This is a genomic window from Botrimarina mediterranea, from assembly GCF_007753265.1.
Lineage (GTDB): Bacteria > Planctomycetota > Planctomycetia > Pirellulales > Lacipirellulaceae > Botrimarina > Botrimarina mediterranea.
On record NZ_CP036349.1, the window covers coordinates 4148621 to 4175467 of the forward strand.

Annotated in this window: 11 protein-coding genes and 1 tRNA gene; 2 read left to right on the top strand and 10 right to left on the bottom strand. The window is 65.2% G+C overall.

Annotated features, from left to right (window positions below):
- Positions 1 to 54: 54 nt before the first annotated feature.
- The 3 genes from Spa11_RS16005 to Spa11_RS23035 all read right to left on the bottom strand — a co-directional run bounded on the left by Spa11_RS16005 (position 55) and on the right by Spa11_RS23035 (position 2000).
- Positions 55 to 729, bottom strand: a complete 675-nt coding sequence (locus Spa11_RS16005) for a hypothetical protein (RefSeq protein WP_145114054.1) — start codon at positions 727 to 729, stop codon at positions 55 to 57.
- A 64-nt stretch (positions 730 to 793) separates the two neighbouring features.
- On the bottom strand, positions 794 to 1783 hold the full coding sequence (locus tag Spa11_RS16010) for a GGDEF domain-containing protein (RefSeq protein WP_145114056.1): 990 nt from the start codon (positions 1781 to 1783) through the stop codon (positions 794 to 796).
- Between the two features lie 49 nt (positions 1784 to 1832).
- The gene (locus Spa11_RS23035) at positions 1833 to 2000 is read right to left on the bottom strand and encodes a hypothetical protein (protein WP_197529444.1); all 168 of its coding nucleotides are present in this window, start codon (positions 1998 to 2000) and stop codon (positions 1833 to 1835) included.
- Positions 2001 to 2316: 316 nt separating this feature from the next.
- On the opposite strand from Spa11_RS23035, the gene Spa11_RS16015 reads away from it, so the two are divergent.
- Positions 2317 to 2390: transfer RNA gene (locus tag Spa11_RS16015), tRNA-Asp, on the top strand.
- Between the two features lie 611 nt (positions 2391 to 3001).
- Positions 3002 to 5284 (top strand): glycoside hydrolase family 3 N-terminal domain-containing protein, encoded by a 2283-nt coding sequence (locus Spa11_RS16020; protein ID WP_197529445.1) that lies wholly within the window; start codon positions 3002 to 3004, stop codon positions 5282 to 5284.
- Between the two features lie 72 nt (positions 5285 to 5356).
- On the opposite strand, the gene Spa11_RS16025 is transcribed toward Spa11_RS16020, so the two are convergent.
- From Spa11_RS16025 to Spa11_RS16055, 7 genes are all read right to left on the bottom strand, one after another.
- Positions 5357 to 6973, bottom strand: coding sequence for a glycoside hydrolase family 43 protein (locus Spa11_RS16025; protein ID WP_145114060.1), 1617 nt, complete (start codon positions 6971 to 6973; stop codon positions 5357 to 5359).
- A 282-nt stretch (positions 6974 to 7255) separates the two neighbouring features.
- A complete protein-coding gene (locus tag Spa11_RS16030) occupies positions 7256 to 8614 on the bottom strand; it encodes a glycoside hydrolase family 43 protein (protein ID WP_145114062.1) in 1359 nt (452 codons plus the stop codon).
- A 51-nt stretch (positions 8615 to 8665) separates the two neighbouring features.
- Positions 8666 to 11587 carry a BNR-4 repeat-containing protein gene (locus tag Spa11_RS16035; RefSeq protein ID WP_145114064.1) on the bottom strand — a complete coding sequence of 974 codons (2922 nt, stop codon included), beginning with the start codon at positions 11585 to 11587 and terminating at the stop codon, positions 8666 to 8668.
- Between the two features lie 59 nt (positions 11588 to 11646).
- Entirely contained in the window at positions 11647 to 20166 is an 8520-nt protein-coding gene (locus Spa11_RS16040; RefSeq protein WP_145114066.1) for a glycoside hydrolase family 98 domain-containing protein, read from the bottom strand.
- 408 nt (positions 20167 to 20574) lie between these two features.
- Positions 20575 to 21024 (bottom strand): hypothetical protein, encoded by a 450-nt coding sequence (locus Spa11_RS16045; RefSeq protein WP_145114068.1) that lies wholly within the window; start codon positions 21022 to 21024, stop codon positions 20575 to 20577.
- Between the two features lie 81 nt (positions 21025 to 21105).
- Positions 21106 to 22209, bottom strand: coding sequence for a DUF1559 domain-containing protein (locus Spa11_RS16050; protein WP_145114070.1), 1104 nt, complete (start codon positions 22207 to 22209; stop codon positions 21106 to 21108).
- Between the two features lie 114 nt (positions 22210 to 22323).
- Positions 22324 to 26805, bottom strand: a complete 4482-nt coding sequence (locus tag Spa11_RS16055; protein WP_145114072.1) for a beta strand repeat-containing protein — start codon at positions 26803 to 26805, stop codon at positions 22324 to 22326.
- Positions 26806 to 26847: the final 42 nt, after the last annotated feature.

Genomic DNA, 26847 nt, shown 5'->3' on the forward strand with positions numbered 1-26847 from the left:
AGTCGTCGGAGTGAATTCGAAGCAACTCCAACGACTAACGTCGCCGGCTCCTGATTACTTCGCTGCGTCCTCTTCCGGCGCTGTGTCGCTCGCCACCGGCTCGTCGCCCGTCTTGAGTGAGTCGCCCAGCAGCCGCAGCGTCTCGGTATACTCCGCCGATTCGCCTTCCCCCTCGGGCCGCACGTCTTGCACCATCAATGCAAAGACGCCCTCGGTGCTGGCGAACGTGAAGAGGTTCTGCACCGTCACGGTGGCCGGAGATTTGCCCCGGGCGGGTGTCGTGTAGTTGAACTGCAAGCCATCGTAAGCCCGGCCAGGCGTCGTGAGCCGGACCGTCTTGGGCTTCTCGGAATCCTTGCCGGCGCTAGCGACGAGATTCTCGGCGAGCACATCGCGTAGCGACTTGGCGTCGAGGTCGTCGCCGTACTGCTGCAGCATAACGGCCGTGGTGCGGCCCTGGAGGGTCCAGACGCGTACGCCTGCATCGCCGGAGGACTCGCCCGCTTCGAGGCTCATCGGATAGCGGAAACTCACTCCGGCCGCGTCGAAGGCCTTCTCGTCGAGCATTTCGATCCGTAACGTGACGCGCTCCCCCGCGACCCGCACCGCGAAAGCCTTGCCCACCGGCACGTTGTAGACTTTCTCTCCAATCGTCAGCCGCGCCTGCTGCGGCTCAGCGGCCAGGGCCGTGGTGGCGGTGAGGAGTGCTGCGAGGGCGAAGCGGTGCATAGTGGGCAGTCAGCAGTTGGGCAGATAACTTGAGCCGTATGCGCCGGGCGTTGTCGGCTTTCCGTCACTTGCTTGTTGAGTACGTTACGTGTTCTTCAATCGTTGCTGTCGCCTCACCATCGTCCTGCCCACTTCCAACTTCCCACTTCCCGCTGCCAATTTCCCCCGCGTCTTCGCGGATCGTATGGCCATTGTGCAGGAACTGCGCGCCGCCTCCCTTGGCGCGAGCGCTGTAGAGGGCCGAGTCGGCGCGGCCGAGCATCGCGGCGGCCGTATCTTCCGCAACCGTCTGGGCAAGTCCGCAACTGATCGCAATGCCTGCGTCGCCGAGCGCTCGCCGCACACGTCGAGCGAACACGCTGGCGCCGTAGAGCCGTGTGTGCGGCATCACGACGACCAGCTCGTCGATCCCGTAGCGTGCCAGCACGTCCGATTCTCGTAATTGAGGACGCAGCAGCTCGGTTGCTTGGAGGATGCGGGCCTGTTGCTCGCTGCGGGACTCGGGCGTCGCGTCCTTCGATGGATGGACGCTGATAATAGCGATCGACAGCTTGCCGCCTGTGGCGGCGTGGCCGGCGAGTTCGATACGCAGCAGCTCGCTCAACGCCCGGCTGTTGCAAAGCCCGGTGAGCGTGTCGGTCCGCCCGCCGCTGAAGCGAGCGAGGGCGCTCGACTGGCGGCGTATCTGGTCGTAGGCCGCCGCGACGCGCGACACCAGCCGCAGCGTCGGCTCGAGGACGCGGTCGGCTTCGTCGCGCAGCACCGTCCACGAGGCGTCGTCGCCCGCTCGGCCGCTGGCGCTGAAGACGGTTTTCTTGAAGTGCTCGACTTCGGCGCGGTGCATCGCCAAGTCGCTCCGCAGAGCGGCGGCGATCGCTTCGAGTTGGCGGGCGATCTCCGCGGCGCGGATCACCTCGATCGGCGCGTCGGCGGGAATCTCGTCCTCTTCACGTTTCTGACTGCGGCCGAACAGATAGCCGACGAGAGCCACCGCCGCTAGTGCGACCGTTTCCGGCAAACCGAAGCCACCCCCCCATATCGACACGAAGTTCATAGCAGGCCTGCCGCCCAGGAGGGTCGGGTGAGTTTTTTTGGGGTGAGCTTCAGCAAGGGCCGCGCTGGCCCCAGCCTTTGAGGAATAGAAAGCCGACCGCACAGCAGGCCGCCAGAACGATGAGCCACTCCTCCCGCGACAACGAATCGAACCACACCCAGAGGTCGTGGATCCGATCGCCGGCAAACGAGATCGCGTAGTCTTGCCATTCGAGCATGGCGTCGCCCTCAGGGCTGCAAAGGTGGAATCACGGCGGCGGCGGGCCCGAAGAGGCCCTGTGCAACCGTACGCCACGGCGATCCGCAGCTATGCCCCGGCCCGACTTGCGTCGCCACGAGGCCCGCGGCGTAACCGGCCCAACCCACCCCACCCGTCCAAGCGGCGAAAAAAAGGCTTGCCGAGAAGCCCCAAGACCCCCGATTGACGGGCCCGCCCATCCGAATAAGATTACGAATCTCGACCGAGCGAACCGGTCGCCGCAGGGCGTGTCATTACGGCAAGCCCCCAGGCGTGGGCTACTCTTGGTCGAGTGAGGCGCCGTAGCTCAATTGGTTAGAGTACTGGACTGTCGATCCAGTGGTTGCGGGTTCGAGCCCCGTCGGCGTCGCTCAGGAAACCCCGCGAAACAGCTTGTTTCGTCGGGGTTTTTTTGTGCGCCGGGCCCGAGCGGGTTCGTTCGCTGGCGCCGTTGGTGTCACACTTGCTATCGGGGAAGGTCGTCGCGACCGAGGTCGGCGCCGCCGAGGCGTCTCCCCTGTCCTGGCTATGGCCCCACTATCTTCCTTCTCTCGACATCAATTGTCGCTTCGTATTGAGACGCGGGCGTCGGCGTCGACAACATGGGGCATCCGGGAGACTTGTCAGCGCTACGCCGATCCTTGTCGCGGCCTCCAAGTCGCGGCCGCTTGCACTGGGAGGACGCTGCGGTCACTGGTCCAGGAGCGGAAGTCTCCACGTTACATGGACCGCGAAGTTTCGACTCAGAAGTTCGGAAGGGGACGCTGGCCGCTGTAGCGTGCCGACGCGGTCCCCTCTGGGGGACGGACCCTGAGCCAAGCTCGCTGGCGTCGGATGATCGGCCGCATTCTCTACATATTTCTACGCGATCGGCCTATCGCTCGACGACGACGACGCAGATAGCCTGCCTGTACGTGTCGGCTCCCCAATTGGCCTTATGCAATGCCCGTACTCCAAGCTGATTCTCTGCCTCCCGCCCCGATGGACCCCCCCGCGTATCGAGACGCTTCGCTGCCTATCGCTGAGCGCGTCGCCGATTTGCTTGGTCGAATGACGATCGGCGAGAAGGTCGCGCAGATGACGTGTCTCTGGAACGAGCGGCACACCAAGTTGCTGGGGCCCGACGGCCGATTCGACCCCGACGTTGCGGGGCGGCATTTTGGTCGCGGCGACGGCCTTGGTCAGATCGGCCGGCCGAGCGACGCCGCCGGGGGGGCGAAGCCGGGGCTCGTCCCCGCCGAATCCGCCACAGAGTCCAACGTCATCCAGCGATGGTTCATCGAACACAGTCGGCTGGGCATCCCGGTGATGTTCCACGACGAGGCGCTCCACGGCCATGTCGCCGTCGGCGCGACGAGCTTCCCCCAGCCGATCGGGCTGGGAGCGACCTTCGATCCCGATTTGGTCGAGAGGCTCTACCAAATGACGGCGGCCGAGTCGCGCTGCCGGGGCATCCATCAGGCTCTCGGACCGGTCGTCGATGTGGCCCGCGATCCCCGCTGGGGCCGTGTGGAGGAGACCTTCGGCGAGGACCCTCACCTCGTCAGCGAGCTGGGGGTCGCCGCGGTGCGTGGCCTGCAAGCGGGCCTCGGCGAGGGCCGCGGCGTGGTCGCGACGCTGAAGCATTTCGCCGCTCACAGCCAACCCGAGTCGGGCAACAACTGCGGGCCGGTCAGCGTTTCCGAGCGGCACCTCCGAGAAACCTTCCTCACCCCGTTCGAACGCGCCATCCGGCTCGCCGACGCACGGAGCGTGATGGCGTCGTACAACGAAGTCGACGGCGTCCCGTCGCATGCCAGCAAGTGGCTGCTCGGCGCCGTGCTGCGTGGTGAATGGGGGTTCCGGGGATTCGTTGTTTCGGACTACTACGCGATCAGAGAGCTTGCCGAACGGCCCGAACTCTACGGGCATCACGTGGCCGAGGATGGGCTCCATGCCGCTGTGCTTGCGGTGCAGGCCGGGGTCAACGTCGAACTCCCCGAGGCAGACTGCTACCGCGAATTGCCGGCCGCGTTGGAGGCGGGGCTCGTCAAAGAGTCCGAACTCGACGCGCTCGTGGCGCCGCTGCTGGCGATGAAGTTTGAGTTAGGCCTCTTCGAGAACCCCTACGTCGATGAGTCGGCCCCGCCGACGATCGTTGGCGCCGCCGCGCATCGAGAGCTCGCCCTCGAAGCGGCCCGCAAGACCGTGACGCTGCTTGAGAACGACGGGATTCTCCCGCTTCGGATCGAGTCCCTCCGGACGATCGCCGTGATCGGACCGAACGCGGACCGCCCCCTGCTGGGCGGGTACAGTGGCCGGCCCGCCGCGGTCTCGACCGTGTTGCAAGCCATTCGGGAACGCGTCGGTGGCTCGGCCGAGGTGCTACACCACGAGGGGTGCAAGATCACCGTTGGCGGCAGCTGGTGGGAGGACGAAGTCGTCCCGAGCGACCCCGAGCAGGATCGCCGCTCGATCGCCGAAGCGGTCCGCGTCGCGCAGCTAGCCGATGTCGTTTTGCTCGTCGTCGGCGGCAACGAGCAGACCTCTCGGGAAGCGTGGATGTCCAACCACCTGGGGGACCGCACGAGCCTCGAACTCTTCGGCAGCCAAAACGACTTGGTGAACGCCTTGGCCGAGACCGGCAAGCCGATCGTCTCGGTGTTGTCCAATGGGCGCCCCTTGGCGGTGGCGAATTTGGCGTCGAAGAGCGCAGCGCTGCTTGAGGTTTGGTACCTGGGCCAAGAAGGGGGGCGCGCCGTCGCCGAGGCGATTTTCGGCGACTACAGCCCCGGCGGGAAACTCCCGGTGACCATCCCGCGGTCGGTTGGGCACCTCCCGGCCTACTACAACTACCGCCCCTCGGCTCGCCGCGGGTATTTGTTCGACGACGTGACGCCGCTCTACCCCTTCGGGTACGGCCTCAGCTACGCCCGGTTCGAGTTTTCGGCGCCACGCCTGTCGTCGGAGCGGATCGGAGTTGATCAGGCCGTCACCGTTTCGGTCGATCTCACCAACGTGAGCGACCGCCACGGGGACGAGGTCGTGCAGGTCTACGTACGCGACCTCGTCAGCAGCGTGACACGGCCCGTCAAAGAATTGAAGGCGTTCCAGCGGGTGACGCTTGGACCCGGCGAGACGCGCAGCGTGTCGCTTGAGTTGACGCGGGAGAGCTTCGCCTTTTGGAATATCGACACGCAGTTCGTTGTCGAGCCGGGTGATTTCGAGGTGATGGTCGGGCCGAGCTCTGCCGACCTCCAGACCGTCCGACTAACGATCGAGTAACAAGCAAACGTCCGCTGGCGGACGGCGTCGAATGCGATGAGTCGATTGCGGGCCTCGGACCGGCAGGGGTCGTTACTCCGTCGTCGATGTGAGTGTGTCGTCGATGTGGAAGTAATCGAAGTCGGCGTGCCCCCCGGCCGCTTTCGTGGCGAAGTTGAAGAGGCCGAAGCGGTAGCCCATGAAGTGGGGGAGGGTGTAGCGCATCGTGAGGCCATCGCCGATCGGAGTCCACGACTCGCCGTCCAAGCTGTAGGAGAAGTGGGCTGCGTCGGCGCGATCGCGGAAGTCGCACGTCGCTCGGAGGTAGACCCGCTCTTGGGCGAGCGGCATCGACTCGACGACGCGCACCGTGGGCCCGTCGGTGGGGTTGCGCTCCGCTCCACGGCGCTGTGGCGCCGCGCCGCCTTTGACCATGACGACCCTGCGTTGGTCTCCGACCACCTCAACGCCGACAAAGCCGTAGTTCTGCTGCAACAGGCAGAGGCCGGCCGCGTCGCCGTCGCGCATGCCCGCGGTATCCAAGGAGATGGTCCCCGTGCACTCGGGCCCGATGGTGCGTTGCGTGAGCGTATTGCGCGCCGCGACGAGGCTCTCGTCGAGACGCGACGTCGTGAGACGCAGATAGCCGGGGCGATCCGTCAGCGACCAGTGCTGCGGGTCCGGGTTGTGGTTCCATTGCCACACCAGCGGGAGCGCGGGGTCTCCCTCGGTGCGATCGAACTCGTCCGAATCGACGACGCCCGGTATCAGCCCCTTGCTCGCCGGCAGGTCGAGCTGCATCGGCGTCTTGCCGTCAACGCCGAGGACGGGCCAGCCCTCTTCCCACGTCACGGGGACGAGGTACGGGATGCGGCCGACGGCGCCGTGGTCTTGGAACAAGTAGGCGTACCAGTCGCCGCCTGCCGTTTCGATCAGGCCCCCCTGAGCGACGCCTTGGTCCTGGAACGCGACCCGGCCTTCGTAGGGGCCTTCCAGTTTGTCGGCACGGTGGACGAGCACGGTCCGCATCCCGCCCCGCGGCCAGACGATGTTGAACAGATAGAACTTGCCGTCGACCTCGAACAGCTGGCTCCCCTCGGCATTCAGCATGATGTCGTCGCCCGCCGGCGCGCTGGCGTTCTCGATGATCACCTTGTTGAGGCCGCCTTCCTTGATCCCGCTGAAATCGGGCCGCAGCTCGGTGAGCCGCAGAGCGCCGGCGCCCCACAGCATGTAGACCCGACCGTCGTCGGCGAAGTAGAGCGAGTGGTCGTGCAGCGAGGGCGTGAACGAACGCCGCTCCCAGGGCGTCGTCTCGATGTCGGGAGTGCTGAAGACGTACGTCTGGTTCGTCGTGGCGCAGAACGTGGTGACGTAGTACACGCCGTCGTGATGGCGGAGGCTGCTGGCCCACGAGCCCCGGCCGTAATCGCTCTCCCCGTTCTCCAGCCGCAACGCGTCGGCGTCGCCCAGTGTGTCGTAGGCGTAGTTGAGCAGTTCCCAATTGACGAGGTCCTTGGACTTCATCAGCGGAAGCCCGGGACTCATGTGCATCGTCGTGCTGCTCATGTAGTACGTGTCGCCAACGCGGATCATCGCCACGTCGGGGACATCCGCGAACAGAATCGGATTGGCGGCTCGCTCGGACCGAGCGTAAGGAGCTACCGCGACGACGAGCGCGGCGACGTGCGTAAGGAGTAACCGTCTCATGCTGTAATCGAGTTAGGACGCGTAGAGGTCCGGTAGGGGAGCGTTCCGACTCTCATGCCCCGAGTCAGAAAATCGTTCTCATTTGGACAAGCTAGTCACTGTTGGGATGCAAAGTCATGTGAACCACGACGGACACGACGAGCACGACGGCTTGCCTCTTGAGGCAACGGCGCCTTAGCAGGCAGGCCGTCGTGTTATTTGTGCCCGTCGTGGATAAATGTCTGGTCGATGACTTTGTTCTGTAGCCGTCCCAATTTAGGAACGAACTTCCAGCACAGGAGACTAGCGTTCGAATCGCCAAAGATCGACGTTCGGAAGGCGATCCCCATCGCCGACGAACTTGAGCCGCAAGTCCTGAACGCCCTTGACGCCAGAAACGTCGCACGAGACTTCTTGCCACTTATTCCACCCGCCGGTGTTGCCCACGTCGCAGGTCCCGAGGAGCTTGCCGTCGTCGCCTCCCAAGTGGACCTCGATCTTGCCGCTGGCGCCGTCGCTCGCCACCCGGGCCATGAACTGGCTCGGGCCCTCATCGCCGAAGTTGACGCCGACGAGCTCGACCCAATCGCCGCTCTGGAGATCGGTGAGCGCAATGCCGGCTTCAACGGGTTCGGTTTCGACGCCGTGCTGGGCGTGGAAAGTCTCGGCCTCCACCGTCTCGTAGGGATCGAGATGGCCGACTTGAGCGACGCCGTCCTCGGTGTAGGTCACCGGCTCGATGGCGCCGTCTTCGGTGAATCGCATCTCTTCGATGGCGAGATTACGGCGGAAGCCGGTGGGGATGCCGGCCGCTTTGGCGACGACGCGGTTGTGATAGACGTGGAACCAGCGGTCTTTGAAATGGAACTGCGCGGCGTGGTTGTTGTCGTTATTGATCGGCGGTTGCTTGGCGACAATGCCGCCGTACTCGAAGCCCTCGATCGGATGGTCGCCGGTCATGTAGTCGATCCGCATCTCGGCGCGGGGCGTTGTCGAGTAGGTGAAGTAGTACTTGCCGTCGTGTTTGAATACCCACGCCGCCTCGAAGAAGTTGGGGGCCTTCATCTTGATCACGTCGCCATCGAGGCTGATCATGTCGCGATTCAATTTCGCGACGCGGACGTTGTCGTCGCCGTTGCCGCCGAAGTAGATGTACGCCTGGCCGTCGTCGTCGATGAAGACGCCCGGGTCGAAGAGCCACATCCGTTCGGCCGGCTGGACGCCCGGCGTGCCGTGGTTGATGAGGTCCTTGCCCAGCGGGTCGGTGAAGGGGCCGGTCGGCTTGTCGCTCACCGCGACGCCGATGTTCGCGCCGCCGTTGCCGAAGTAGAGGAAGTAATTGCCGTCCCGCTCGATCGCCGCGGGCGCCCAGGTCTTCTTCGCCCAGGTGGTGCTGTCCTCGGCGCGGAAGACCGATCCGTGGTCCGTCCAGTTCTTCATGTCGCTGCTCGAGACGCAGACGACGTTGGGGATGTTGTACGACCCCTCGACCGGGCTCTCATCGTCGTTCGAGCAGTAGATGTAGACGCGGTCGTCGGTCACCAGACAGCTCGGGTCCGCCAAGTACCGGTGCGACACGATCGGGTAGTCGGCCTGACACGCCGTGGCGAGCAAGAGCGCTGAAATTATGGCGGACGTGGCGCAGCGGGAGTTGTGTAGCATGGCGTTCGACGGATAACGATGAGGCATGGATGGATAAAGAAGAGTAAGCCGTCAGAGACAACAGTGGTTGCGCTGGCGTCGTAGCATGCCAGCGCCCAACAGCGGCAGCAGCAACACGGCTCCGGTCAGCTCGGGCGTCGATTGGGAAGAAATTAGACTGATCGTCGCGCCATAGTTGCTGCTCCAGAGCTGGTAATCCAAGAGCGTGACTTCGCCATCGCCGTCGCCATCGGCGGAATCGTACGCTGCCAAGCCTGTGGTCCCGAGGTTGTCGCGCCAGACGGTATAGTCCGCCGCGTCGACCACGCCATCGCCGTTGTAGTCGCCGGGCAAGAGGGGCGCCACCATCGCGTATCCGATCCCATCGAACCAAGTTCGTGAGGCGTTCCCGTTGAGCGTCTGCCAGTCGTCGATGAACACTTCAATGCCACCGCCCGTCTCGACGCTCTCCCGACCCAAGTAGGCGCGGTAGAGCAAGAGGTCGTTGTTGTTGGCGGCGACCGTCACGGCGTCATCGAACTGCTCTTCGAACTGATCATCTGGGGCGTGTTGCGAGCCGTACTTGCGGAAGTCCAGCAGGTTGTCGCTTTCGAGTCCTGCGAGCAGACGCCAGTCCTCGTCATTGTCGCTCCAGAAGTAGGCGAACACGTCGTAGACGCCTACCTCTATGCCGGAAGCAGTGGTTCTCAGCGTAGGGGCGTTCTCGGCGCCCGACTCGTTCGAAGTCAGCACGCTGCCGCCGTTGCCGAAGCCGGTGCGCTCGTGCCAGAGGTTGTCCGTCGCCCCGGCGGTGCTGCTGGCGGAGGTCGGGGCGATCGGCGAACCATCCATTCGGGCGGTGTTCGTCGCTGTCGCGTCCACATAAGTGACGAGCCTGCTCGGCCCGATGTCGTCTTGATCGATGATCCCGACGACAGCCGCATTGATGTCGTGGGCCGACGTGTAGTTGCCGCGGAACCAGAACACCGTTTGCGGCCCCACGCCGTGCGTGTCGGGCGCAATCGGTCGGAGGTTATCGACCGAGGAGTTCTCGGTGACCGCGTTCCAGTTCCATTGCGACCCGTCGTACTTGCCCCGGTAGATCTCGTGATTGGCGGTCTCCGTACTCCCGGTCGCGTCGCGCGGATCGATGTACGTCGAGATGTAGAGCGTGTTCTCATCGCCAGGGATCAGCGCCCCGATGCCTGTGTAGTCTTGCTCCGGGCCATACAGACGATCCCCCATCCGGGCAATCTCCTGGTTCTCCCAACTGGAGGTCGCGGGGTTCCAGCGGGCGAAGTGCAGGCGATGGTCGATCGGGTTGCTCGTGCTACCGTCGTTGGTCAGGCCGTCGGGGTTCCACCGCGACGTGTAGAGCAGCATCAGATTGCCGTCAGAGTCGAGCGCTGCGTCGGACGTCCAGAGGCGGTTGGTCCCTTGCCCTAACGGGTCGGGCGCTGCGACCGGCGTAAAGTCGGTGACGTCCGGCACGGCGCCGGCGCCGGCGCCGGCGGTCACGTTGCTGTCGAACAGATTCTCGTCGATGACATTGCCCAGCAAGTCGAACGTCTGGCCCCCTTCGATATAACCCGCAAAGATGCTGTTGTTGTAGTTGCGAGGGTGGGTCTCGGTGGTGGCGAAGTAGATGCGATCGACGCCGTTCGAGACGTACTTCGGGTACGCCGAGTACCCCTGCGCCGCGCTCTCCAGAAGTTGCCCTCCCCACTCGACGCTATTCGTCTCGGGGTCGTAGCGGAGCACATTGGGCATGTTCTGCGCGGCGCCGTTGGTCGATAGCAGGCCGTAACTGCGGGAGATGTTGTAGACCTGATCTTCTTCCGAAAGGTAGAAGAGATTGTGGTAGCTCACGTTGGCGAACTCGGCGGTCCCGCCGGGATGCGTGTTGGCGCCGGGGACGTTCTCGAACCAGTTGTAGAGTTGCTCCTCCGACCAGGACCTGCTGTCGCCGGGGTTTCTGGAGACACGGTAGCGAGTGAACTCGTCGCCGAGGCCGCCGTTGTTCCCGTGGTTGGCGTACATCGCCAAGTAGCGTCCGTCGGGCAGCACCAAGAGGGCGCCGACGTTGTGGTCGTCGTTCTGGATGGCGGGGTTGGTTGTCTGGTTCGACAATCGCGTCACGACGCGACGGCCCGTTGCGGGATCGAAATCGACTACGTCCACGTTGCCCGGGTAGCCGCCTCCCTGCACGGTCTCGTCGAAGCCGACCGAGTTGACGAGCACGCGGCCATTGTTTGGATTGACGATCGCGCGCTCGTCGGTGTACCAGGTCCAGTTGCCGTCGCTATCGAACTGGATCAGATTGCCGCGCACGATGTCGGTGATGGGCGCCGGCCCTGAGGGGGGCAGGAGGCTGGCGGAGATGGCGTCGAACGCGATGTTTCGCTGCGACCCCACGCCGGTCCGCTCGGCGCCGAGCGAGACCCGCAACCGCGCTGCGCCGGACGGGACCGCAGCCGCCTGCATGTCTTCGACATGGACCCACCCGCCTCCGGCTTGGGTGTCGCCGGCGTAACCCGCCCCGAGCATGGCGCCGCCCGCGTCGTAGAAGTCGTACGAGATCGTTCCGAGGTCGTTCGTGTCGATGTCGAAGTAGGCGTACGACAGCCCCAAGGACCAATCGCCCGCGCCGATCTGAGAACCGTAAGGCGTCAGGTCGATGTCCTGGTAAATCCGCGCGGCGTTCGCGTCGCCGCCGATCAGCGGGCCCGACCCGCTGTAACCGCCGTAGGGCCAGTTCGCCGAGATGAACTGATTGCTGCCCGCGTAGCCACCACCGGGATCGGCCCCCGCCAGCGAGCTGTCGCCAACCCAGAAGGGATTGAACCCGTCCGCCACACTCCAACCGGCAGGAATCGAAAGCGGAGCGCCCGACTCGAAGCCGCCATTGATCACGCTGAGGGCGATCGGACTTTGGGCCGCCGCCGACGTGAGCGTCAACAGGCACGCCAGCGTGAAACCGACGCTTCTCGTCATGACGCTTTTACACGGTGGTTGAAGGCATGAGCGGACGATCGTTGGTCGTTTCACCTGGATCACAAAGCCACCGCCAAATCCGCGGCTAACTCATCGAGCCATGAACTCTCTCCTTCGCCGGGCTCATCGCCCGATTCATCTGCTAGAGAGATAGTGACTCTGTCAGCGTCAAAGGCTTCGTCCCGTTGTAACGAAAGCAGAAGCAGCGTCTGCGTGTCGGTGATGGTCGGCGTCGTGACGATCCGGGCGATCCCGCCGCTGCCGGTGATGGCGCTGGCTTCGAGGCTGTTGAGGCTTTGTCCGAAAGCGTTGACGGCGCTGATCACATAGAAGTAGGCCGTGCTCGACGCCAAGCCGCTGTTGCTAAAGTTGGTCGAGGTGACGCCCGTGGCGACGACTTCGTACGGCCCACCGCTGACAGTGGAACGGTAGACGTTGTAGCTCGTGGCGCCGGAGGACGGCGTCCACGCCAGGTTGATCTGCGAACTGGATGCGCTGGTCGCCGTCAAACCGCTCGGCGCCGACGGCGCGAGGCTTTCAGCCGGGCCGAAGCCCGTGGGCGCCGGCAAGGCGTCGAGTTGGAGGACGAACTTATCGAGGCGGGTTCCGTTCTCACGGTAAGCGATCTGGAGCACATGGTCGCCGGCCCCGAGTGCGTTGACCTGCGCGTTGTCCGTCGAGAACCAAGCCCCGATTCCCGAGCGGTTGTTTTCGAGGTTCCAGCCCCCGTTATCGATCCGCCAGAAGAACGAGTCGTCCTCGGCGGAGTTGGTCATCATCCGGAACCAGAACCGGTAGTTGCCCGCCGTCGAGACGTTGAAGCTGTAGCTGACGATGAACTCGTCGGTCGTTCCCGGGGGCGCGTTGCCGGTGTGGTTGTAGGCGGGATCGACTTCGATCGACGCGCCGCCCGAAGCCGAGGTGTCGCTCTGGATTGTCCAGCGGTCGCCGACAACGCCACTTTCCGTCTCCATCGAGACGACGCCGCCTACCTCGACGAAGAGCCGCTCGGTCTTCGCCAGCGCCTCGGCGCTGATCAGGCTGGCGCCGCCGGGGCCGACGGCGCTGACGACGTAGTAGTAGTCGCCCGGCGCGGGGGCGGGGTCGCTGAAGCTAGTCCCGGTGACGCCGGTCGCAATCGTTACATAAGGGCCCCCAGCGTTCGGCGCACGGCTGACGTTGTAGGCGGTGGCGCCCGGCGAGGGATTCCAGGAGAGCTCCACCCTGCGAGCGGGCGTGCTGCCGCCGTAGTTCGCGGCCCAGAACGCGTGGTCATTGGAATCGACAACCCCGTCGCCATCGCCGTCGGCGCCTTGGCCGGGCGTCGCTACGACGGTGTTGACGTTGTCTCGCCAGACGGCGTAGTCGGCGGCGTTGACGACGCCGTCGCCGTTGTAGTCGCCGGGCGTCGCCTCTTCGACGCCCCACGTTGCGGTTAGCCCCGTTGGGAAGGAGGGCGAGCCCGGCGCGACGATCGCCCACTGCTGGGCGGCGTCGTTCGAGGTTTCGAGGAACTGAGCAAAATCACCAACGACGGTCGAGCCGCCCGCCATTCCCACGCTGTAGCCTTGATCGACGACGACAATGTTAAAGAAACCATCGTCGGCGGGCGAAAGGACGAACCGCCGCGCCGACGCGTTGTCAAAGCCCCACGGCGTCAACCCCAGCGGGTCGCTCCCTTGCTGCGAGAAGACTGGGGCGTAGGTGTTGCTCCAACTCCAATTGCTGGCGCCTACGTTGAGGATGCTGTACTGGCCGGCGCCGCGGTGAACGAGGCTCCACTGCTCGCTAGTGGACCCGGTGTACTCGTTCTGCACCACCACGTCGCTCCCCTGCGACGTTCCGCGCTCGAGGGCCAAGCCGCTGTTACGATTGATCAGCTTGTAGACGCCGTTCGGGAGCGAGCCCGTCGCCGACGGCGTCAGCTCGATCCAGTTGAGGTTGAAGCCGCCGGTGACGACCTCCAGACGAAGCTTCTGCCTCCCCGGTTCGAGGTAGACCACTCTCTCGACGGTCGTCCAGTTCTGGTTGCCGCCCGTAGCGGGCAACTGCCAGACGCCGGTCTTGTCGTCGTCGTGCATCAAGACACGCACGGCTCCGCCAACAGAACTCGCCGTGCGCAGCCGGAGCGTGTAGTACCCCGGCTCGCGGACGTTGAGCGTGTACTCGAGCCATTCGCCCGACACGGTATCGGTGACGTTGAAGTCGCCGAAGCGGTCGTCGGTCAGTTCGATATCGACCCCCACGTCGGGCCGCAATGCGCCGCCTAGGTTGACGCCGTCGGCGTCACTGTAGGCGACGCCCTCGGCGCCCGTGTCGAAGTGTTCCGCTTCGATGCGGAGCGTTCCCGAGAGGCCAGTCGTGTAGCGCGGCAGACCGCCGTTGCTGTAGACGCCTCGCTGGGCCGGGAACGCGCCGAAGTCGGGCGTCCATGAGAGGCCCGCCCGCTCAATCAGGTCGCTGTAGGTCCCGGGAGCGAAGATCGAGGAGGAGATGAAGTTCGGCGGGATGTGCTGAAACGTCAGCCAGGAAATACCCAGCCGCTCGTACTCCGAAATCTGCTCCACCACGAGGCCGTGGTCCAAGGAGCCCCACTCCTCGCCGGCCACCTCGGTCATGAACACCGGGTAGCCGGCGTTGATGATCGCTTCCACCGCGGGGATGGTCGCCATGCCCGCGTAGCCGTGGAACGCGACGCCCGTGTTCGACCAGTCGATCGACGCCGCCTGCGAGACCGTGTTGATGTCGGCGATGGCCGACGCCCCGTCGCCCAGCACCGCGATCGAGAACAGCAGGATCGGCGTCTCTGGCGCCAGCGAGCGGATCAGCGTGTAGGCGTCGGCCTGCATCTGCAGCGCCGGCGCTGGGTAGGGCGTTGACCAGGCGTGAGGCTCGTTCTGGACCTCAAAGATGACGTGGGTCTCGTCCTTGTAGCGATCGGCGTACAAGGCCCAGAAGTCCATCACATAGTCGTTATTGAAACTCCCGTTGTTGCCGCCGTTGCCGATGGTGAGCACGAGGTACAGGCCCTCGTCGCGGGTCATCTGCACCATCTGGTCGATGCGATTCATCGCGTAACCCGGCGCCGTCCCCGAACCGGGCACGCCCGACCTGTAGTCAGGGTCGAACACCTCGCCGTAGAGGTGGATCGAGTTGGCGCCGTAGTTCTTGATCTGTTGGATGTTGGCGAGCGGCGGTGGATTGCCCCATTCGGTCGAGGCGAACGGCCCCCGTAAGAGGGCGCCGTTGTCGGCAACGAAAGTTGTCCCCGTGGTGTTGAGCGTCGGCCTGCCGCGCGGCGCCGTAATCGCCGCCTCCACACCGTCTTCTAAAGCGGCGGCGACGATCCGCCCCACCCCTTCCTCGACCGGCGTGACGGTGAGCTGATCGAGGTTGCCGCCGCTGGAACCGGTCGCCGTCAGCCGCACGGTGTTGACGCCCGCGACGAGGGCGACGACCTCCGCGACCGACGTGTAAGCCCCCCAACCGCCCGTCGGCGCAAAGCTTAAGCCGCTGTTGACGATCGCGCCGTTGACGGTCAGTCGCAGCGGCCGGTCTCCCGAGGCGCCGCTGGCGTAACGAAAGGCCAACTCGTAGGCGCCCGCCGCCGGTGTGTCGAAGGTCCACTCGACGTAGTCCCCGGTCGCGCTAACGAAGTCGGCGTACCCGCTGCCGGTGAAGCCTGCCCACTCGGTGCCGACGACGGCGCCCGAGAGCAACGCGTCTTCGGCCTCGAGGACGAGCGGGCCCGCCGCCAGGGTCGCGCTCGACTCGGCGCTGAAGGGACTCTCGCCGGCGCCATTGATCGCGCTAACGCGGTAGTGGTACGTCGCGCTGGTCTCGAGGCCGGCATCGCTATAGCCGTTCGCCGGCGCGCCCGCGGCGATCAACGTGTACGGCCCACCGGCGACCGCCGATCGGTAGACGTTGTAGCCCGCGGCGCCAGGGGCGGCCGTCCAGGTGAGGTCGATTTGGGCAGCGGTTGCGGCCGTCGCAGACAGGTAGGTTGGTGCGGCTGGCGCCGGGTCGTTCGCGTTGGGCAGCGTCGCCAACAATTGGGGACGCGAACCGGGCGCCACGCTCTCGCTCGAATAGAAGCCGACAAAGTTGTTGCCGACGTTCGGCATCGACAGCCGCAGCGACAGCACGCCGTCGTTCGCCGCTTCGCTGAGAACGGCGTTGGTGATGTCGATCAACTTCGGCTGACCCACCACGAAGCCCGACACAACCGCCAACACGTTGCCCGAACCCGATGGCTGGTTGTTCCAGGTCGTGCCCGACTCGCTCCAGCTGTCGTCCGTCATCAGCTCGACCCACATCGGGTCGCCGCTGTCGATCTGGAACGGCGTCAGCGACAGCAGCACGCTCGACGCGTTGGCGAGATCGCTGACGTCGAACCGCAAGAAGGCGTTGCGGGTAAAGCCGGCGCCGCCGTCGTTCTTGACAACGATGGTGGTGTCGTTACCGAAGTTCGCGTTGACGCTACCGCCGTCGCGCACGAAGGTGTCCGCCACCGGTTCAAGCGTCGCCGACGCGGGCGTCGAGACGCTCGCCTCGGCGCTGGCGGGGCCCTCGCCGACGTCGTTGACCGCGGCGACGACGTAGTGATAGGTCGAGTCGGCGAACAACCCGTTGTCGGTGAACAAGGTCCCCGCGACGCCGATCGCCACCGTGACGTAAGGGCCGCCGCTGCTGGTCGCTCGCTTGACGGTATAGCTCTCGGCGCCCGGCACGGCCGACCACGACAGGGCAGTCGCGTTGTAAGCCAAGGCGACCGCCGACAAGCCGCTTGGCGCCGCCGGGGGCTGGGTCGTCTTGGTGATCGCGCTGACTTCGACGCTGGGCGTGCTGGAGCCGTTCGCATTGACGGCTACGACGACGTAGTGGTAGCCGGTGAGTTCTTCGAGCCCTTCGTCGCTGTAGTCAGTCGCCGTCACCCCAGTCGCGACCGTGGCGTAGGGGCCGCCGCTACTCGTACCGCGGAGGACGGTGTAGCTGTCGGCGCCCGGAGTGGGCCACCAATCCAGATCGACCTGCGAGGCGGTGACGCCCGTCACCGCGACTCCGACCGGCATGAAGGGCGCGTCGCCCACGGTCCAGGTCGATGCGCCGACGACCTCGAGGTGGTCGATGTTGGGCAAGCCGTTCGCGCTGGTCGCCACAAGCTCGACCGCCGAGACGCCCGCCGGCACGCTGGCGTAGGCCGTGACATATCCCCAATCGGAGAGCGAACCCGTCGGAGCGAAAAGGATGTCGGAAGCCACCGTCGCGCCGTTCACCACCAGGTCGGCGGTTTGCGGGGTCGTCCCGGCGTAGCGGAACGTGAACGACTTGACGGTGGAGGCGTCGAAGTCGAGCACCCAATCGACGCTGGCGCCCGCGGCGTTTTGGGCGTCGGCGTAGCCGGCGCCGCTGTAGCCTGAATGGGTCGCGCCGATGACGCCGTCCACGCCGGCGAAGCCGGGCGCGCCCTCCTCGATCACCAATCCGCTGCCGTAGGCGGTGGGGACCAGCACGAGGTTATCGAGGTAGAGGCTGGCCGCCCCGTTCGAGCGGGCGCGGAGTTCGATCGTGTTTTGGCCCTCAGCGAGCGCGATATCGAGCGTTGTAACGGCCCAGTCGCTGGTCGAGGCGGTTGGTGTGAACATCGGCGTACCGGCGAAGACGCCGTTGACGTACACATCGATTGTCGAGACCGTCGCGCCGGTGACGGAGTACCGCGCCTGGAGCTCGAACACGCCCTCTTGGAGGACGTTGAAGGTGTCCCGCACCGCGGCCGACGGGTTCGTCCCGAAATTCAGGTAGCCCTGCCCCGTGTAGTTGCGGACCCCGCCCCACTGGCCGGCCGTAGTGACGCCGCTGATGTTCTTGTAGTCGAACACCTCCGCCTCGTGCTGCAGCGCGCCCGTGTAGGCCATCGGCCGATCGGGGGCGACGATCGTCGCCGGCGTGAACTCGGTCAGGCGGTCGGTCGCAGCGCCCGCCGCGTTGATGGTGATGTCGATCGCGCCGTTGTGCTCGACCGTCAGGATAAACACCCCGTCGGTCCAGTCGCTGGTGACGACGCTCGCTTGGTGGCTCGCCCGGTCGGCGTAGGACCAACTCGGTTCGGTCGTCGCGCCGTAAATTTTGATCGTGTCGGTCTTTAGCCCGGTGTCGATGACGTTGTCGTAGTTGTTGAGATAGAAGGTCAGGCTGTCGGCGTGTTCTTTGACGATCCCCGTGGTGTACTGAGAGAAGGTCAACTCCATCCGGTCGCTGGTGTTGTACTTCAGCGGGATGCTGGCGCTGGCCGTCTGACCCGTCTTGAACGGGTTGTAGACGACCCACCCGTTCTCGTGCCGGCCGGCGTAGAGGTCGCCCGTGGACTCTTCGGGGAAGAGCGCGTTTAAGTCGGCGACCTTGTCGCCGACGGTGGGCCAGAGGGCGTTGTAATCGGAGCGGTTGACCTGGACCTCGAACGACTGGGCGAGGTCGTCGTCCAGGTCGAACACCGTCGGGATCGTGGGGTAACGGCCCGACGACTTGAAGAAGCTCTTGTTATTCTCGTAGCTGCCGTCCATGGCATAGAGCCCGTCGAACAGCGTCTGCGGCGAGGCGTACACCTGCTCGGGCGTGCCGGTGTCGACGTCGTTGACGACCACGACCTTGGTCCGCTCGATCACCTCTTCACGGGTCGGGATACGCACCGTCCCGTCGAGGACCTTGCGGAACAGATCGAAGCTGACGTTGTCGAACTGCGAGAACGTGTCCCAGTTGCGCTGCGTGTAGCCGTCGCCCGCCGGGATGCGGCCCGTCTCGTAGAAGTTCTGCGTCCAGATCAGCTCGGGGCCATCGACCACGGTCTGGCCGGTGAGCATGGCGTGCTCGAGTTGCGGCGCGGCACCGGTCACGAGCGTGAAGTTCTCGTGGTTCCCGTTGGCGTCGGTCCAGCCCGTGTCGTCGTAGCGGATGCCGTAGTTGCCGCTGTAGCCCGACAGGTAGGCCCCCAGCGTGACGCTCTCCATGTCGAGCTGGTACGACTGCTGGGTGTACTTCTCGAAGAGGATGTAGTTCTCCGTGTAGTCGCGGGCCGCCTGCGCGAACTCGGGCGCCCGCTTCATCATCGCGATCGGATTGATGTTCTCGTTCCACTGGTTGCCGCACCAGCTGACGATCAAATAGCCGCCGTACTGGTTGCTCAACTCCAGCAGGTTCGCGAAGTGGTCCATCCGGTCGGTCCACTGCGCCGACAGCGGGTCGTTCGGGTCGTCGAACCCCCAGAACTGCTCGGCATAGCTGAAGCCGATCAGGTTCGGGTAGTCGCGGTAGAACTCCTCGTAGACCGAGAGGTCGAAATCCGAGAACTGAGCGAACCCGCCGCTGGAGTGTTGGATCACCGCCCACATCTGGTTCTCGGCGCACACCCGCAGCCACGACTTGGCGATCTCGTAGCCGTACTCGGCGACCTGGAACTGGCTCGTCTCGGCGTCGTGGCTGATGGACAGCGAGATGTTCATCACCACATAGGGACGCAGGTCCTCCGGGATCAGGTCGATGATCTTCTGTGGGTCGGCGTAGTTCCATGTGTCGATGTGCACCAACCACATCGGCTGCTCCGACGAGATCGGTCGCCGCAGGTTGCTGTCCGCCGGGCTCTCGTGGTTCAGCTGCGTGACGGTGAGCTGATCGAACGCGCCGCCGCCGAGTCCCGTCGTCGTGAGCCGGATCGTATTGGCCCCGGCGCTTAATAAAGTCGAGAGCGTGACTTCCTTCCAATTCGAGTCGTCGCCGGTCGTGGCGAAGATGAACTCGGGGTTGATCAGCTGCCCGTTGACGGTCAGCTCAAGCGAGCGCGAAAGCGTCGAGTCGAGCGCATAGCGGAAGCCGAGTTGGTGCAAGCCGTCCGCGGCGGCGTTGACCGTCCATTCGATCGAGCCCCCGGTCGCCGAGGCGTAGCTCACGTAGCCATCGCCGAAGAACCCCTCGCCTGACGTCGCCTCGACCGCGCCGGAGAGCGCGGCGTCCTCGGCCTGCAATACCCGCGGCGGCGTCGCCACGTTGCTGATCGCGCTCTCGACGCCGTCCACGATCGGGGTCACGACGTAGTAGTGCTCGGCCGCGGGGGGCGCCGGGTCGCTGAACCGTTCGCCCAGCACGCCTGTCGCAATCGTTACGTACGGGCCATCGGGCGTTGTCGAGCGTTGGATGTCGTAGCTGCTCGCGCCGGGCACAGCCTCCCAGGAGAGCTCGACGCGTTGCGTGACGGAGTTGGCGCCGTAGTTGGCGGCCCAGAAGGCGTGGTCCTGCGCATCGACTTTGCCGTTGCCGCTGCCGTCGGCGCCCGCGCCGGGCGTCAGCGTGGCGCCGAGGGCGTCGCGCCACACGGTGTAGTCCGCCGCGTTGACGGCGCCGTCCCCGTTGTAGTCGCCGAAGACCGCCGCCTCATCGCTCCAGGCAGCCGACAGCTGCGTCGACGTCGCCGACAAGACCAGCCGCTGTTCGAGCGGCTCGAAGTGGGGCCGCTTATGGGGCCGCTTGTGGGGGTAGGCGTACGCGCCGACCCGTCGGGGTCGAGTGTTTCGTGACCGCTTTGCCATGCTCTCTGATCCGACTCGTTCGTGCCTCGATTTGGCGCCCCGCCGTTGCTTGGCGGCTCCTGACTCTGGACGCGCCTAGGCGCGTCTCTGAAGGCGTTGTTGGTTCGTCGTGGGGGTCGCGCTCAACGGATCCCAGAATGACCCCGTTCGAGGGGGTATAGCGGGCGCCGTTCCCCGGGGCGGGGAGGCGGGAACGTGGACATGCGTTTAGATCGCCATGGAGGGGTCGTAGACGCGTCCTTGCGCCGCCTTCAGGTTTTGCCAGGCCCCGGTTTCGGACGCTCTAAACGGCCTCCTGGGGCCTCCTACGGGGGCCTTTTGGAATGCAGGGTCGTCCTGTGGTGTGTTCGTCGGACCGTCGCAGTTGGGAGGCGATTGGGCTCCGCCCAGCGGCCGGCAGGCGCGACGTCACTTGGCGGGCACCTCGTAGTTCACGGTCATCGAACGCTCGTCGCCAGTCACCACCAGCTGCTCCGGCGCCCAGCCGGCCGGCACGACGCTGAGCTCACGGGCCGACTTGCCTTCGCCGAGCGCGCCGGAAAAGCAGTCGATCCTCACGGTGTACGTGCCGGGCAAGAGGCCGTCGCCCTCCTCGAAGGTCCGGGCGGCGAACTTCCCGTCGGTCCGGAAGACCGCCATCCCCGGTCGGGTGGGCAGGCCGTCCCGACCTGTTCCGGCGACCTGGGTGAAGATGATCTGCCCCGGTTGGGGCGGCGGCCCGCCGGCGATGGTCACGCTGCCGGTCACCTTGGTCATCGGCATGCCCGAATCGCCACACCCCATCACCAGCACGGCGAAGCCCGCCATCGCAAGCAGTGGAGCATGTTGCTGGTTCAACTTCATCTTCAGCCGAGACATCGGGCGCCGCTGGTTGGTGAGGAGAAGCAAGACCGCTTCGCTGTGAAGTGAGTGTTAGTGGAAGACCCATCGACGAGCCGCCTACCGCGGCGGTTCGTTGACGGTCCCTTGCAGCTTCTCGCCGCCGAAGTCGCTGCCGGCCGTGGTGCCGGTCTGGCTCCACACGAGGTAGTCGATCGTGTCTTGGACGAACTGCACCGACCCGTCGCCCATCGCCATGTTCGCGCCGCTGGGGTGGGCGCTCTTGTAGCTATTGAAGAGGTAGTAAGCGTTGGGGATGCCGTCCTTGTAGCTGCCCGGCGTGTTGATGGGCGTCTGCGTCCCAGCCAGCGGCGTGTTGAGACAGAACACGCAGTTGCGGTTGCTGTCGTCGGCTAGCGTCTCTCCCAACATGTAAGTCTTCGACAGCCCGTCGGAGACCGTCCTGAACTTAACGCCCTCGGGATTGCGACAGAACATGCCAACACACGGCCCCGACTGGATGCAGGTCCCAGCCATGAAGCAATCGGACGCGAAGCTGGCGGGGTCGGGCGTCCCCCAGTTGCGTCCCATACAGACGTCGGGCGCGTTGTCGAACGTGCAGAAGTCTTGGACCGTGGGCCCTAGCGATCCGATGTACGAGTTCCCCTGCGACGAGGGGGGGTTCTCGATCCCGAAGATCTTGATGGGTTGCAAGTCGGCCGACAGCGTTGACGAGTTGACCTTTAACGCGATCGAGAAGAACGGGTCGCTCGGGCAGAGCAACTCGGGGACCTGCGTGTTGGCCGCGATCGCTACGTTCGAGTTCGGGTCGGTCAGCGAGCCATTGCCGGGCCAAGTCCCGGCGGCCGCCCCCTTAGTCATGTTTAGCGTGTCGTAGACGCTCTGCTGCTCGATGAAAGGCATCAGAGCCGTCATCCAGTTCCAGTACACCTGATCGCCGTTCTGCCAGAGGCGGGCGTCGAAGTAGTTGGGATACCCCGAGCCGCCCGGCGCGCTGCCGTTGGTCGATTCGTAGTTATGCACCGCGATCGCCAACTGGCGGAGCTGGTTGGTGCATTGGGTGCGCCGGGCCGCTTCGCGGGCCGCCTGGACCGCCGGCAGCAACAGCGCGACCAAGATGCCGATGATCGCGATCACGACTAGCAGCTCAACAAGCGTGAAAGCCCTGCGCGGTAGGGTGACACGAATCGCTTCGGTCGACATCCCTCGACTCCTTTTGGATCAAGAAAGCTGTGTCGTGCTTGTTAACTCACTTCGAGAGAGACGCCATGCCGCCGTCCAGCGGCACGGCGTCTCGTCCCACCCCACACCCCCGCATCAGTTCTCAATTCGCTGCCGCCGGGCTGCGAGCAATCCCGCGGTCAGCGCTAACATCAGAGCCGACGGTTCGGGCACGCTGGCCAACGACGACGCGGCTTGGGCGCCGTAGTTCCGAGCCCACAGCTGGTAGTCGGCGGCGTCCACCAAGCCCGCGCTATCGGCAAGCTCATTGCCGTTGCCGTTGAGGTCGAAGCTGGTGCCGACATTGTCACGCCACACGGTGTAGTCAGCCGCGTTGACGACGCCGTCGTCGTTGAAGTCGCCGAGCAAACCCTCGAAGCTGACGACGCTCAGCTCGCCGGTGGTGAGCAGATTGGCGTCGTCCCACGTCAGGTCGGCGCCCAACCCCGGAACGTAGATCGAGTCAAAGACGCCGCTAGCGGCAGTGAAGTCCAAGAGGTTGAACACATCGCCCTCCGCCGGAGCCGGCGCTTGCGAGTCGAGCGAGAGGTCGAGGATGCCGGCGGCGGCCAAGTTGCCAGAAATACTCAGCAGGTCCGAGTTCTCGGGAGTGCCGAGGTCCAGCGCGACCGCCGAGTCGGCTTGCAGGGTCACGTCGCCCGTAACGGTCAGAGTCGCGCCGATGATCTCTTGCACCGAGACCGAGAGACCGTCGTACCAGGCGCGATTGCCGCCGCCGGTCTCACTGCTCTCGTCGAGGTACACCTGGATCTCACCCGAGGCGTTCGCGGTAAACGTGCCGAGGCTGCCGGCGAGCATCGTTCGGTTCCCCTCGGTCGTGAGCACGAGGGTCGGATAAGTCAGCGTCGAGGCGGCCACGCTGTTGGCCGGGTCGTAGAGCGACAGGTTGCTCTCCGAATCACCGGCGAGCACCCGCCAGCCGGAGCCGTCGTTCCAGAAGTTGACCCAGACCTCGTACTCCTCGCCGGACTGCAGCCCGTCAACCGTCGTCACGAGCACGGGCGCGGAGTTCGGGTTCGGCTGCGACGTCTGGCCTTGCAGTACACTGCCGCCGTTACCGAACGGGGTCCGGGCGTTCCATTCGGGCTGGTCGCCGAAGACATTGTTGAGTGGCGTGAGGGTTCCGCCGCCCACCAGCGTGGTGTTGCTCTCGGCGGCGCCCCAGGTGGCGTCGACATACACGGCGTCCGACAACGGCAAGCCGTCGCCGCCGACCCGGATTGTCGAACCGCTGCCAGCGGTGACGTTGCCGCTAACGGTGCTCAGGTTGCCCGTCAGCATCTGCCCATCGCCGAGCACGAGGGACGGCTTTGCGGTGACGTCGAGCGTGCCGCCGTTGACTTCGATCACCGGCGACGAAACAGCCGCCGAAGCGGCCAGGGCGAGGATGCCGGTGCCGACCTTGCTCAACGCGCCGTTGTTAGAAACGTTGGCGGTGAGCGTGGCGACCGAGTTCGGGCCGACGTTGACGGTGACGACCCCCGATTCCGAACCCGTGACGTTGTTCGTGATAGCGAGGGCGTCGCCGCCGAGCCCACCGTTGACGAGGAACGTGCCGCCGCCGGCGCCGACGCTCACCGGACCGGTGAAACTCACGGCCGACGCGTCGTTGCCCGCGACAATCACGCTGCCGCCGTTGAGCGTCATCGGCTCGGCGACCGCCAGGTTCTGGAAGTTGTACCAGATAGCCCCACCATTGAGGGTCGTCCCCGCATCGGTGGTCCCGAAAGCGGTCGCCGAGTTCGGGAACACGGTGCCGCCGTTGATCGTCACCTCGCCGGTGAACGTGTTGGCCCCGTTCAGAGTAGCGCCCGTCTGGAAGACAACCGACCCGGCGCCGCTGATCTCACCCGAGAACGTATGGGCGCCGCCGTTGATCTCAAGGGTCGTGCCCGAGGCAAGACTGATGTCGCCCTCGTGCGTGTTCGTATTCCCAAGCGAGACCGTCACATCGCCCGTCAGGTTGAGGGGCGTCTGACCGCCGAAGCCGTTCGTGCCGGTCACCGTGTAGGTGTTGCCGGTCGAGCTATTGAACGTGACGACCGAGGGGTAGACGTCCTCACCCGAGATATCGACGGTGCTGTTGGCGCCCGCCGAATCGTCGAACGTGACCTGGTCGAGGTCGTAGAAGACTTCGGCGCCGCCATCGACCCAGTTCTGCGTGGTGTTCTTGTCCCACGCCGTCCCGTTGGCGCCGGTCCAGGTGAGACTCCCCGCCGTGCCGGTGACGTCGAGGTTCACCGCGCCGCTAGCCGAGCTGATCGCCAGCGACTGTCGCGTCGTGAGCGCGTTGCCCAAGGAATCCAGGAACGCCGGCGTGAGGCCGCTGACGTTGATCGCCGCGCCGTTGTGAGAGATCAGCTTGTACTGCCCCGCGGCGAGACTGCCCTCGGCCGCGACGACGCTGACCGTCATGCTGGGCGCGCCGCCCGCCGTCGTGACGTTGCCGTTGACGTCGATCAGGTCGCTGTCGCCGATGGCCGTGGTGTCGCCCAGTTCGAACTGGAGCGTGCCGCCGCCACCGCCGCCTGCGTTCATCACGACGTTGCCGTTCACGGTCAGCGTACCCACCCCGCCATCGCCAGGGCTGACCTGGGCGTCGTCGAAGAGAGCCAGGGTCTGGGCCTGAATCGTTCCACCACCCGAGATGAGTTGATCGACCTGCGTTGAGTAGCTCGAGAAGTTATCGACATCAAGGACCGCGCCACTCTGCACCTCGACGGGTCCCCAGAGCTCGCCGCCGTTGGCGCCGTTGGAGAGGACCACCAGCGTGCCCCCCTCGACGACCGTCCCGGCCTGCCAGTAGTCCGCTTGGAGCGTGGTGGCTGTGCCGATCGTCAGCGTGCCGGACCCACGCTTTATCACGCTAACGTTGTCTTCGGCGTTCGGGGCGCCGACGAAGGTGTCGCCGCTGGCGTTGGTCTCGGCGTCGGTGATCCGGCCGGTCAGGTTGGTGTTGCCGGCGCCCGAGAAGACGTAGGCCACCGCGCCGCCGTCCCCCTCGGGAGCAGAGAGGGTGCCGCTAAGCGTGAGCGTTCCAGAAGTCGATTCGATGTTGTACTGCGAGCCGGTCGCCTCACCCTTGATGTTGCCACCCCAGGTGTTCGCGCCGCTGCTCGTCAGGTGAACCGCGTCGATCGCCGCATTTGCCCGCGGCCCGAGGACGAGGAACTCACTAGCAATATTGACGCCGCCCGTCAGGGCGAGCTTGCCGGTGTCCTCGACGCCGCCTAGTTCGTCGCCACTCACCCGTGTCCAAGTCGCCGCGGTCCCGTCCGCCGTGCCCAACGCGCCGCTGTTGCTGACGGCTAGCGTGCCGCCGTTGATGTTGACCGCGCCCGAGATCGACTTGGCCGAGTTGAACGTGACGGTCTCAGTCGTCATCGAGTTGTCGAGCACAACCGCGCCGCTGCCGGTGATGTTCCCGGCGAACGCGCCGTTGAAGCCTTCAATGAAGCGCAGCTCGCCGGCCGCTGCCATGGTGACATCGCCCGGCACGGCGCCGCTGTTGGCGAGTTGCAGCGAACCACCCTGGATGGTCGTGCCGCCCGTGTAGGTGTTGACGCCCGAGAGGATCAGGTTGTCGCCGCCGCTCTTCAATAAGCCCGACGACCCGGTGATCGTCGCGGCGATCTCGTGCGTGCCGCCACCGACCGAGATCTCGGCGTCGCCGCTCAGCGTCAGCGTCTGGGGTCCGGTGACGACGTAACGGTTGGGGTTGCTGATCGTCAGCTTGCTGAGGTTGATGCCGGGAGCGTCGAGACTGATCGTTGCGGGAGAGTTCGGCGTGGAGAGGATGTTGCCCAACAGAGCCTCGCCGCCGCTGCTCGGCGCGCCGCCGTTCCAGTTGCTGTTGAGGCTCCAGTCGCCGCCGCCGTCGATCGCCCACGAGACCGGGCCGCCGGCCAACCCGACGAACGCCGCGGAGACCTCTCCCTGCGAGAAGCCGCCGCCGAAGCCGTCCCACGTTAGGGACTTCAAACCGGCGACGCCCGTGGCGAGTTCGTCGGCGATGCCGGCGCCGACCGCTCCGCCACCGATCGCCCCATTGGCGTTCCCCACGCCGAACAGGGACTGGATGCCGGTGGAAGTGAGCGCCGAGCCATCGGCGTTGTTGACGCCGATAAAGTTGGTGATGAAGCGATTATCGGTCGTTGTAGTGATCGAGTTTCCCGTCCCGAGGTCGGGCGCGAAGGACGTATCGACGTTGCTCAACTCGTAAACAAAGTATGCCGAGTTAGCGCTGCCGGCCGACACATTGAAGGAGAACGACCCCATATCGACGGGGTCGTAGAAGTAGAAGAGCGACGTCCGGCCGTCCTGAACGAAGCCGTCGGCAGTGGCCCCACCGAACTGGATGCCGGAGGGCGTGTAGGTGTTGTCGATGTAGGTGCCGAAGACGAGCGCGTTGCCAGACCCTTGGAGCGTGTAGTCGATGCTCCCGGCCCCGCCGGACGAGTCATAGATGCCGCTGTCCGTTCCGGACACGATGATGACGGCCTGTGCAGCCGTCGCGCACAAGACCAGGCAAAGCAGAAAAGCCGATGTCGCTTTCATCAGTTGAACCCTGCTGCATCAGAGGAGAGGTGTAGATCAACG